This is a genomic window from Bacteroides sp. OM05-12 (genome assembly GCF_003438995.1).
Classification (GTDB): domain Bacteria; phylum Bacteroidota; class Bacteroidia; order Bacteroidales; family Bacteroidaceae; genus Bacteroides.
The window spans coordinates 1-11,761 of sequence record NZ_QSUN01000013.1; the positions used below are offsets into that span (position 1 = coordinate 1).

At 39.3% G+C, this 11,761-nt stretch carries 7 protein-coding genes; 1 reads left to right on the forward strand and 6 read right to left on the reverse strand.

Annotated elements, in window-relative coordinates:
* Positions 1 to 134: 134 nt before the first annotated feature.
* The 6 genes from DXB63_RS11080 to DXB63_RS11105 form a co-directional block, all read right to left on the reverse strand.
* Complete coding sequence (locus DXB63_RS11080; RefSeq protein ID WP_122126483.1) at positions 135 to 839, reverse strand: pirin family protein; 705 nt, start codon at positions 837 to 839, stop codon at positions 135 to 137.
* A gap of 60 nt (positions 840 to 899) precedes the next feature.
* Positions 900 to 1,805 carry a DMT family transporter gene (locus DXB63_RS11085; RefSeq protein ID WP_122126484.1) on the reverse strand — a complete coding sequence of 302 codons (906 nt, stop codon included), beginning with the start codon at positions 1,803 to 1,805 and terminating at the stop codon, positions 900 to 902.
* A 6-nt stretch (positions 1,806 to 1,811) separates the two neighbouring features.
* Entirely contained in the window at positions 1,812 to 2,573 is a 762-nt protein-coding gene (pflA, locus tag DXB63_RS11090) for a pyruvate formate-lyase-activating protein (RefSeq protein ID WP_122126540.1), read from the reverse strand.
* Positions 2,574 to 2,817: 244 nt separating this feature from the next.
* Positions 2,818 to 5,046 (reverse strand): formate C-acetyltransferase, encoded by a 2,229-nt coding sequence (gene pflB / locus DXB63_RS11095; RefSeq protein ID WP_122126485.1) that lies wholly within the window; start codon positions 5,044 to 5,046, stop codon positions 2,818 to 2,820.
* Positions 5,047 to 5,178: 132 nt separating this feature from the next.
* Positions 5,179 to 9,117 carry a two-component regulator propeller domain-containing protein gene (locus DXB63_RS11100; RefSeq protein ID WP_122126486.1) on the reverse strand — a complete coding sequence of 1,313 codons (3,939 nt, stop codon included), beginning with the start codon at positions 9,115 to 9,117 and terminating at the stop codon, positions 5,179 to 5,181.
* Between the two features lie 174 nt (positions 9,118 to 9,291).
* Positions 9,292 to 10,407 (reverse strand): glycoside hydrolase family 18 protein, encoded by a 1,116-nt coding sequence (locus DXB63_RS11105; RefSeq protein WP_122126487.1) that lies wholly within the window; start codon positions 10,405 to 10,407, stop codon positions 9,292 to 9,294.
* Positions 10,408 to 10,658: 251 nt separating this feature from the next.
* Between DXB63_RS11105 and DXB63_RS11110 the strand changes: the two genes are divergently transcribed.
* Positions 10,659 to 11,747, forward strand: a complete 1,089-nt coding sequence (locus tag DXB63_RS11110) for a T9SS type A sorting domain-containing protein (RefSeq protein ID WP_122126488.1) — start codon at positions 10,659 to 10,661, stop codon at positions 11,745 to 11,747.
* The last annotated feature ends 14 nt before the right edge of the window (positions 11,748 to 11,761 follow it).

Here is an 11,761-nt window from a genome sequence, read left to right on the forward strand (position 1 = left end):
TAGACAACCTATAGTAGGATTATTAAGTTTAACCAGTCAACCAAAAACAGGACGATACATTATAATATATATGCTATATAAGTTTAAGAAACAGGTGTCACAAGTGTCACAAATGCCGCACCGGAAGAGTTTGATTACATCGGAACTTCCATCAATAACAGGTGTGCTTCTTTCGTGACATTTACCTGAAACTCTTTCGTATCCCAGATACCTATGCCGTCACGCTTTTCCAGGCTCTGTCCGAGCACATCGGCTTCACCTTCGATGATGAACATATAAACTCCGTTGCCTTCTTGGTGCATCTTGTAATCGATGGTTTGCCCGGCATCGAATTTACCCATCGAGAACCATGCGTCCTGAAGGATGGAAGCGGGAGCAGATCCGTCGGGGGCAATGATTACTCCTAAATGATTTTTCTTCAATACACTGCGCACATCATAGTTATGATATTCGGGAGGTGTGTTTTTAACTTTCGGGAATACCCATATTTGCAGGAACTGCAGGTCTTCGGTATCGCTGCCGTTGTATTCACTATGGAAAATTCCTCGTCCGGTACTCATTACCTGAATATCACCCGGGGTGATGGTACTGGCGTTTTCCACACTGTCTCCGTGCGTTAAATATCCTTTTAGCGGGATGGAGATGACTTCCATATTCTGGTGCGGATGCATATCGAACCCACGTCCCGGAGATACGGTATCATCGTTCAGTACCCGTAAGGCACCGAAATTCATACGGTCGTGGTTATAATAATCAGCGAAACTGAATGTATGATGGGTCTTGAGCCATACATGGTCGAAATAACCTCTGGTATCGGCTTTATCTACTACTATTTTCATAATTTACTCCTTTTGTTAATAGTTTATATCTATATAACAAGAAGGAGTATTGAATGGTTCTTAACGCCGTAGTTTCTTTACTATTTCTTCACCTTTGAAGTAAATAATAAGTGAACTGACAATAATAATCATTCCGGCTACGGTGCTGAATGTAGGATGCTCGCCTGCCAGCATTGTCCAGCTTAAAATCGCTCCCAATACGGGATTTATCAGACGGCACATGTTGATGTCGCTGACTTTGGCTCCTTTGCTTTGAAGGGCGATAAACCAGAAACTGAAAGCGAATACCGAGATGAATACCAGTATGCCCAGGCTGATGTAGAATCCGGCCGGCTTACCGATAAAGCTGTGGTAACCTTCCGTTGAAAGCCCGACAACATAAATCAGCAACCCTCCGAAAAACATTTGTACGGCGTTGAGGAAGATCGGGTTGACCTTGCCTTTATCTTCTGACACGGAAATGGCGGAATAGCCCTGAAAGATAATACTGAGCAGCAATAAGACGATACCTCCGATACCTTTCCAGTCCAACGGTTCGCCGTTACTGCCCATCCCGACGATAAGCAACAGTCCGGCAAGGCTTACTATGAGGCTGATAATCTTATAGGGATTCAGTTTGTCATTGCTGGCTATGAGGTGGGCGAGAAGTACGTTGATGAGCGGAGTCATCCCCATGATGATGGAACTGATAGCGCCGCTTACAAAATCCACGCCGAAATAGAAAGCTGTATAGCCCAGAAACATATTGATGAGAATCAGGTTGGCAAATAGTTTGCCGTGCTGCTTTATTTCCGTCCACATGCCTTTGTGCCATGTATAAACGAACAGGATAATGCCTACGATCGTGAAACGCAACCCTGCGAAATTCATAGGTGTGAAATCATAACTTAATCCCTGTTTGATGAAGGGATTGACGATAGCCCATAATACAGAGGCTAAGATAGCGTATAAAAGACCTTTTTTCATGATAGATTAATTGACGTAAACGACCGGGAAATAGCGGGAAAACAGTTCGCGGGCACGGTCGAGTTGTTCTATTGTGTTTTCTTTAATATTTTGCAATAAATAAGGTTTGCCGAGTGATTCGTATTTGTGTACGCCCAATGTATGGTAAGGCAGTATTTCTATTCGTTGAATCATCCGGTAGTTTTTGAAATATTCTCCTAAAGCGATAATATCCTCTTCAAAATCCGAATAGCCGGGTACAAGTACATAGCGCAGCCACATCGGTTTTTGATGGCTTTCCAGCCATGCGGCGGTAGCAAGGGTTTGTTTATTGTCACGCTCCGTTAATGTAAGGTGGCGCGCCGGATTGAACTCTTTTATGTCCAACAGGACAAGGTCTGTGAGAGAGAGCAATTCTTCTACCTCTTTATTCCAAATTCCTCCGTTGCTGTCGAGGCAAATATGTATTCCTTCTTCTTTCAGTCTTTTGAATAAGGGTATCAGTGCTTTTGCCTGAAATGTCGGTTCTCCGCCACTGAATGTAATACCTCCTTTCTTTCCGAAGAATGCCTTTTGGCTGACTGCCATACGAACTATTTCTTCCACTTCCGTTTCTTTCCCTCCTTTGGAGTCTATGGTATCGGGATTGGCGCAATAAAGGCAACGAAAGTTGCATCCTTGCATAAATACAACCAATCGCAGTCCGGGACCATCGAATGTTCCCATTGATTCGTAGGAGTGAATTTTTAATAATGGAGAGTTGAGAGTTGAAAATTGAAAATTATTCATTTGGATAAAGCTATTTTTGTCGTTTTTACGATACTTGGTAATATTCCGTTTCATTAGTAAACATTACTTTCATTTTTCAATTAAAGAAAGCCGATGGTTCGCGGACGACGCAGATTGGGCAGATGAAGACGGATTTTTAATTATTTATCCGTTATAATCAGTCTTATCAGCGTAATCCGCGAACCAAGTTCTCTAAAATCTTTGTTTTGAAAGTGTACGAACTTCTTCCATTTTCATCTCTCCACTAAAATTTTTCGTGAAAAGAGCGTGCAATAACTTCCAACTGATGCTCACGGCTTAACTTTACAAAGTTCACGGCATAACCGGATACACGGATAGTCAACTGTGGGTACTTCTCCGGGTGTTCCATGGCGTCTTGCAACATTTCACGGTTCAGTACGTTCACGTTCAGGTGATGTGCACCTTTGGTGAAGTAACCGTCCATCATCGTTACCAGATTCTCAATGCGGTCGGCTTCAGTAGCTCCCAGTGATTTTGGTACGATAGAGAAAGTGTTGCTGATACCGTCTTGTGAATCACGGTAACGCAATTTTGCCACTGAACTAAGAGAAGCGATAGCTCCGTTTTTATCACGTCCGTGCATCGGGTTTGCGCCCGGAGCGAAAGCAACACCTTTGGCGCGTCCGTCCGGAGTAGCACCGGTTTTCTTTCCGTACATCACATTGGATGTGATGGTGAGCAGAGAAAGGGTAGGGCGTGCATTCTTGTAAACCGGGAGCTTTTTTAATTCTTCGCTGAAGAAATAAACCAAATCCACTCCCAAGTGATCCACCCGGTCGTCATCATTGCCAAAGCAAGGAAATTCTCCTTCGATGTCGAAACCTTCGGTCAGACCGATATCATTACGTTTAGCTTTCACCTTAGCGTATTTGATGGCGGACAAAGAGTCGATAGCAATAGAAAGTCCTGCCACACCGTATGCGAGATTAATACGGGGATCGGTATCGATAAATGCCATTTGAGACTTTTCGTAATAATACTTATCGTGCATATAGTGGATGATGTTCATCGCTTCGTTGTATATGCGCGCTATCTGAATCAGAACTTTCTTATAGTTGGAAAGCACTTCCTCGAAGTTCAGTAGTTCTCCGGTGAGCACAGGGATATCTTTCACCATCACGGTTCCGGTGTTTTCACAACGCCCGCCATTGATAGCCAATAGCAAGGCCTTAGCCAGATTGCAACGCGCGCCGAAGAACTGGATTTGCTTACCGATGGCCTGATAGGATACGCAACAAGCGATACCGTAGTCGTCACTGTTACGAACTTCACGCATCAATGTATCGTTTTCGTATTGGATGGAAGAAGTATCGATAGAAACTTTTGCACAAAACTCTTTGAACCCTTCCGGCAGTTCCGGACTCCAAAGTACAGTCATGTTAGGTTCCGGAGACGGGCCCAAGTTATATAATGTCTGTAAGAAACGGAAAGAAGTTTTCGTCACTTTCGTACGTCCGTCGTTGAAACGTCCGCCGATGGCTTCTGTCACCCATGTCGGGTCTCCGGCAAAGATGTCGTTGTATGACTGCATACGCAAGTGGCGCACCATACGCAATTTGATGACAAACTGGTCGATAAGTTCCTGTGCGAATGTTTCGTCGATATTGCCGTGAGCCAAATCATATTCGATATAAATGTCGAGGAATGAAGATACGTTACCTAATGACATTGCTGCTCCGTCTTGTTCCTTTACGGCAGCCAGATAAGCCATGTAAACCCATTGAACAGCTTCTTGTGCATTGTGGGCAGGGCGGCTGAGGTCGAGACCGTAATATTCGCCCATCACCTTGATGTCCTTTAAAGCCTTGATTTGTTCTGCTACCTCTTCACGCAGACGGATTCGGGCATCGGTCATAGGACCTGTCAGATTGTGAAGGTCTTCGAGCTTTGCTTCAATCAGGCGGTCGATGCCATATAGTGCCAGACGGCGGTAATCACCGATGATGCGTCCGCGTGCATAATTGTCAGGCAATCCGGTCAGGAAGCCCAATGAACGGAATGAACGTATTTCTTCCGTATATACATCGAATACGCCGTCATTGTGTGTCTTGCGATAGTGTGTGAAAATATCTTTTACTTTATCGTCCACTTCAACGCCATTTTCATGGCAGGCTTTAGCCACTACATTAATACCTCCGAAAGGCTTGATTGAACGTTTTAAAAGTTCATCTGTCTGCAAACCGACAATCAGTTCATTTTCTTTGTCAATGTAACCGGCTTTATGTGAAGTGATGGTAGAAACTGTTTTATTATCCAATGAGCGGACGCCATTATTTTCTCTTTCTTCTGCAAGCGCGTCCAGACATAAAGACCAGATACGTTTGGTACGTTCGGTTGGTCCGGCAAGGAATGAGGCGTCGCCTTCATAGGGGGTAATGTTGGTCTTAACGAAGTCTGTCACGTTAATTTCTTTGCTCCAAAGACCGTCTTTAAAGGTTTTATTCAACTCCATAAAATCTTTTATATTAGGGTTAGTAATTAAGAATGTTTCCTTAGAGCGCGTAAAGGTACGACTAATAATTCATTCTTTATTTATGGAGTAATGGGTAAATATGTTATTAAACATAAAAATACCCATATATTGCTATAAATCCTCTTTCTTATTTTCTTCTTTATACCTGGATGGACTAACGCCGATTGCCTGTTTGAATGCCGTGCTGAAGTAGCTTTGATTGTTGAACCCCAGCATTTCTGATATTTCCATGATGCTCAGATCTGTTTGTACCAGTAATTTGGCAGCATGCTCGATACGGAATTTATTGATATAGTCATTGACTCCCATATCGGTCAGCGATTTTACTTTACTGTATAAGGAAGATCGGCTCATACCGAGTCTGTCAACGAGGAATTTCACGTCCAGATTGTTATCCGAAAGATTCTCATTGATCAGTTTGTTTAATTTCAACATGAATTCCTCATCCGCATTGCTGAATGTCGATTTTTCCGGAGGTATAATGGTAACACTGTTTTTGTAACGTGATCTGATTTGTTCCCTGTTTTTCAATTGGTTGGTTATCAATGTAGTCAGGAACTCCAATTCAAACGGTTTGGATAAGTACGCATCCGCTCCTAATTTATACCCCAGTGATGTACTTTCGGAGTCATGCCTTGCCGTAAGCAGTATAACAGGAATATGACTGATGTCGATGCTGCTTTTTATTACTTTGCAAAGCTCAAACCCATCCATGCGAGGCATCATGACATCGCTTACCACTATGTCCGGCAAGTATTGGTTAATAATATTCAGGGCATTGATACCGTCTTCTGCCGTGTATATCTTCTTAAATTGTTCGTTCAACGCTTCTTTTAGGAAATTGCGTAATTCGGGTTCGTCTTCTACTATCAGAACAGAATAGGCGTTAGTGGAAAAATCGTTGATTTCCGGCATGTTTTCTTCCGGAGAATAAAGTAATTCGTTCAGATATGGCTTTCCTTCACAAGCAATATTTTCTTGAGCCACGGTAAGCGGTAACTCATAAAAGAAAGTGGCTCCTTCATCTTCATTGTCGATGGCTCCAATTTTTCCTCCTTGCATTTCTATCAGCATTTTAGCATAAGATAGTCCTATTCCACTACCTTGCCGGTCATGATTGCCCTGATAGAAACGGGTGAAAAGTTTGGATGTATCTATGCCGTTGAGTCCGATACCTTGATCTTTTACGGAGATCCGTATCGTATTTTCTGTCATTTTAGTTGTTGAGATAGTGATTTGTGTCTGCTCCGAGCTGAATTTAAGCGCATTCATCAATAAGTTGGAGAGAACGATCTCGCATTTACTTTCATCAAAGGATACCTGTTGTATCGAATCATCGAGTTGGTAGATCAGTTGTATCTTTTTAGCATCGAATTCGTTTCTGAAATCTTCAGCAATGGAGCGAATCCATTCATTTAAAGGATGAGGATGGATTTGGAGTTTATCTTGACCTACTTCCATTTTACGTACATCCAAAACCATATTGATGATATTCTTCATCTGTTTGGTCTGTTTATAAATGCCTGTGAGTTGCTTTTGCACGTTCTCTTCAAAATGCGTATTATTCAGTAATCTTTTTAATGGGGCATAAATAAGCGTCAATGGAGTGCGCAGCTCATGACTGATATTGATTAAGAAACGTATTTTTTCTTCATATATCTTTTGTTCATGCTCTTTCATTTTCCATTTCAGTTTATTTTCCTTTCTTTTGATGGAAAACATGAAAATAAGAATGATGCTACCTATTATTACCAGTGCAATTGAAAGTATGAACCACGGGTTTCTCCACCAGGGAGGAGTGACGGAAATAGTTAAGATAGAGATGGGAAGCGTCCAACTGCCGTCTTGTGTGGTACAAGAGACTGTAATGTCGTAGTTGCCCGAAGGTAATGAATGAAGGGTTAATGTGTGATCGTAAGATTCTATGTTGTAGATGTTATTTAACCCGATAATGTTGAAACGGAGCATCTTTTTCCGGAAAATATCTTTTTCTCTCATCATTACTTTTATGGAAAGAGAGGTGTGATTCCAAGGTATGGATAAAGTAGAGTTGGGTGAAATTTTATTGAGTATGCTTACTCCATCCAGTTGTATATCCATTATTTCGGCTGTAGGATAGGTCGTATCGTCAAATGTAATGTCTTTTTTTATGCGTAACAGGCCGGAGGTACCGCCCATATAAATGTCTCCTGACCGGGATATGAGGTTGGCTATGGAAAGGTATTCATTGGCTGAGGCTCCATCGGATTCTCCTAGAATGGCAAATTTATTTTCATTGATAATGTAGACGAAAAGCATGCCTTGTGCACCGATCCATATTCTGTTTGATTTGTCGCAGATAATGGACGATATTTCATGGAATAATTTTGTTTCTATATTTTTTGATTCATTATTGAGAGGATCATAATAAGCCAATCCTCTTGTTGTCCCAATCCAAAAACGTCCTTTGGAATCTCGGCAAACAGTATTTATATGTGTTAGATTGTCGCAATAATATATAGGAGTAAGAACATTCGTTTTGTTATTAAGCTCGAAAATATTGTTTATTCCGTACAGGTAAGTTACATATTCGTTATTCCAGATAATGTTTAAAGACCCGGTAGGTGCCTCTGCATCTTTTTTGAATCCTTTCAACTTTGTACGTGAAAAAGTATTGTTGCTTAAATCGTATGCGTAAATCGTATCTGCAAATAGGTAAATTTGCGTAGGAGAAGTCTTGTTTACATTGATACTGATACCTTTACGGCAAGTTTTATTATTCTTTTCTTTGTCGATAAAAATGAATGGTTGGGTTTGCCCTGTATTTTTGTTGAAGATATAAAGACCTTCCCCGAATATAGATATAAGTAACTCATTTTTAGAAAACTCGGTAATGGACGTTACTTTGTTTTTATATCCTAGCGGATAATGCTTAAAGGTATTGGTCTGTTGGTTCATAACATTGAGTCCGCCACCGTCCGTACCGATCCATAATATGTTATCTTCATCTTCGTAAAGACTGATGACTGCCTTTTCGCTAAGTCCGTAGGGATTATTAAAAGGTACGGCACCGAATGTTTTCATGTATACTTCCCTGATACCAAGCGCTCCTTCACGGATAGTTCCTGCCCACATGTTGTTTTCTTTATCCAGATAAAGACAATAAATGGAATTGACAGGGAGAGAATTGGCGTCGCCGGAAATATGTTTGATGGTAGAAAAGGACTTCTGATGAGGATTAAAGATACAAATACCTCCTCCGTCTGTGGCAAACCAGAGATTTCCATCTTTCTCCGTAATATCCAATATGATGTCATTGGATAGGGAAGAGTTGGATGTATTATATTTAGCCAGTAATCTTCCGTCTGGAGAATAACATTCTATACCTTTTCCGTAGGGCGATATCCATAAGTTTTTCCGGATGTCAATATAATAAGCGGATATATATTTATAGGGATATATAGTAGAACGGCTGAATGACTCTGTTTTCTGATTGTATAGCCATATACCGTCCCATCTGGTACCGATAATCCATGAATTGTCAATCCACGGTTCTATAAAGCCGATAAAGTCATGGATTACACCTTTATTTTTGATGTCTATTTCTTTAATTTCTTTTGTGTTGTAATCGTATTTATAAAGGCTGTTTCCTGCCAATATAAATCCTCCATCGGTTAATAAATAAGAATAAGCATGAATAGGTTGATTATTAAATAAGATGGTAGAAAAATTATCATCTTTCCAGTTATAGAGAGCAAGTCCTCCTTCAGTTCCGATCCATAAGTTGTTTAAGGAATCTTCGGCTAAAAACAGTATCTGGTTGTCAGGCAAGGAAGTTTTATTTGATTTTTCGCTGAAATAAGTTTTCATTTCGTGCTTGTCAAAGCGATTTAATCCGGATTTTGTTCCTATCCAGATAAATCCTTTGTGATCATAGAGTATGCATTTTACAGTAGATTGACTTAAACCTTCAGGTAAAGAAAGTTGTTTGAAATAGTAATCAGGTTGAGCGGAAGCGCAAACTAGAATATAGGATAATAAAGATATAATAATAAACAACGCTCTCTTCATAGTATATGCTGCTTTTCTTTATTATAAGACTTTTAGACAAAGATATACTATATATTTAAAAAACAGAAAAAAATCAGAATTATTAGATAAGATATTTGTCTAGTAGATTGATTTACACCATAATTATGATGTAATTATGATGCAAATCATTTTTGTGCGGGTAGAATTTTACACCTATTTATATGTTGTTTTATTTATGTATTCACTGACAACGTCTATCAGATGATGTTTGATTTTACCTGTATTGGTCGTTGGAAGAATCATATCATAGCTGAATTCCCACCAAAAAGCTCCTCTATATTTTTCTTTAAGAATCCATTGTATTTTAGTTTGGACAGTTTTGGGATTCTCCATTGTGATGAACTCCGATTTGTCAGGAGAGAAATAATAAGAAACTTTGGCTTTATCGTCATATTTTTCAGTCCATCCTTTTTGTAAAAGTGGAAGCATATTGTTATAACTAAAATAACTACCGTATTTATCGAGCTTACCCTCAATTTTCTGTCCCGGTGTTATGTTTTTATAGATGAATCCATAATTGGCAAGACCAATGCATAATTTGTTACGGTTAAATACTTCCCAATTTTTTAATTCTTTTTCCATCTTATCAAGCGGAGTATTATGTTCGGGAGTGTGTCCCCATATTCCTCCCCCCATGTCATAGGTCATAATATTAATCCAGTCCACATTTGGAGATAGCTTATCGGCTAATTCCTGATTATATACCTGCCATGAGTGAAGTGCTGTTGTCAGATAAAGATGTCTGCCGTTGTTTTTTTCCTTTTCCAAACTATCTAGTTTGCTCCTGATATTTGCCATGAAATCAGCATGCGTAGGAAGTGATAAATCACTTTCCCAGTCAATTTCTATGCCGTCATAGTTGTATTTGTCTATGAATCGGATCATCATATCTATGAATTTGTTTTGCCGGTCGATGGGAGTAACTCTTTCTTTGAAACCTTCTCCGGCAAATGATAATAAAACCTTGGTTCCGTTTTTATGAGCTTCTTCTATTAATAAAGGTATTACTTCCGTCTTTTTGTCTTTAATATACTGATGGTTAGTAACTAACTTTTTAATAATTTCTTCCTGAGAACGGCTGAAATCTTCCTGATTCCACTTAGGAGCCGCCATAAGATAGATGTACTGGAATTGCCGATAATTAATTTGCTTTACGTACGTAGCACTGTTTAAAGAATGTCCAACCAAATAGGTGGCATGAATAAAATCCTGCGCATATAACGAACAAGATAATAGTAGCATAAATGTAAATAAAAAATTCTTTTTCATGACTGGTATCGAATTAAGTTTTTAATCATATATCAAAAGTAATAGAATAAATGATACCCGATTTTTAAAAACGTCCGATAACTTTCTAAAACCGTTGTAGATAGGAAATATTGGATAAAATTAAAAAAGAAATGAATGTTTTTAAAAGCCAAAAACGTACCTCTCCCTCTACATTTGCATCATCGTCACAAAACAAGGTGAATGATACAGAAATAGTATACCTTTTATTATTAACTTAAAATTATTTTATTATGAAAAGAAAAAGTTTACTTTTCGGCGCAGCTCTTTTAATGGCTGCTGGTGTAATGGCACAAACTGATGTAACTCCGGCTAACTTTAAATTCAGTGCAATGGAAAAAGGAAATCCTTCCGAAATCTTTGCAAAAGACGCTTCTAAATTTGGCGGTAATTTAAATCAAAGTGGAACTTATTTGAATTCAGTTGTTGGTGACAAACCGGGTGTTCTTGTGGTTCATTCTTGGTCAGGTAGTATTAGCGAAAAAAATTGGGCTGACATGACTGCGGAAGAAAAACAAAATTTCGAGGACTTCTATAATACATTCCAAATTGTAGATGGAGGTGCACTCGGTAATATTTTGGCTTATCAAGGCGTTAATTCAACGGTAACAGATAATCGTATTACTAAAAATGTTAGTTCCTTAGGCGATGCTCCTTCTTTATGTTTTCTGACTCCGACAACTGGTTTTGTTCAGGGAAAAGTCTATCGTTTTACAGCTTCTTTCCGTACGGTGCTGAATGATGATGCAACTGATTATGAATTAAATCTGAATATTAAAGATTCTCAAGGTAATGAACAGCATTTTGCAAAGACGGATGGAGCTACCGGTGATGGTACTTTCAGTCAAAAGATAAAATTTGCCAAAGATTTTAATAATTATTGGTTCCAAACTCAATTTGAATTGATTTACAATGCCGGTAACGAAACAGATGATTATAAATTCCTTCCTTATAATTTGCAATTTGGACTAGGAGGAGTAATGGGAATGAATGCTTTATTCTTTATGCGTGATTTGACGATTGAACAAGTTGATGCTCCTATTTTAGATGGAAAAATTAAAACTACCCCTCAACCTACTTGGAATGATACTCCTAATCCGGATGCAATAAGCGCTCAGGAATTAAACAATAACATTATTGTTTTTGCAAATGACGGTATTATTAGTGTTGTAGATGCTTCTGCTCCTGTTGAAGTGTATAATGCAGCAGGTGTTTTGGTAAATAGAGCTGAGGCTGAAGGTACAGTCGTTAATATTCCTGTTGCACAAAAAGGTCTTTACCTTGTAAAGGTCGGTGCAACAACAAGAAAAGTCGTTTTATAATTGATTCTTGATAA

Excerpts from the sequence above, each read along its gene's own strand:
- DXB63_RS11080 (WP_122126483.1), bottom strand. The coding sequence starts at position 839 with ATGAAAATAGTAGTAGATAAAGCCGATACCAGAGGTTATTTCGACCAT.
- DXB63_RS11085 (WP_122126484.1), bottom strand. The coding sequence starts at position 1,805 with ATGAAAAAAGGTCTTTTATACGCTATCTTAGCCTCTGTATTATGGGCT.
- pflA (WP_122126540.1), bottom strand. The coding sequence starts at position 2,573 with ATGAATAATTTTCAATTTTCAACTCTCAACTCTCCATTATTAAAAATT.
- pflB (WP_122126485.1), bottom strand. The coding sequence starts at position 5,046 with ATGGAGTTGAATAAAACCTTTAAAGACGGTCTTTGGAGCAAAGAAATT.
- DXB63_RS11100 (WP_122126486.1), bottom strand. The coding sequence starts at position 9,117 with ATGAAGAGAGCGTTGTTTATTATTATATCTTTATTATCCTATATTCTA.
- DXB63_RS11105 (WP_122126487.1), bottom strand. The coding sequence starts at position 10,407 with ATGAAAAAGAATTTTTTATTTACATTTATGCTACTATTATCTTGTTCG.
- DXB63_RS11110 (WP_122126488.1), top strand. The coding sequence starts at position 10,659 with ATGAAAAGAAAAAGTTTACTTTTCGGCGCAGCTCTTTTAATGGCTGCT.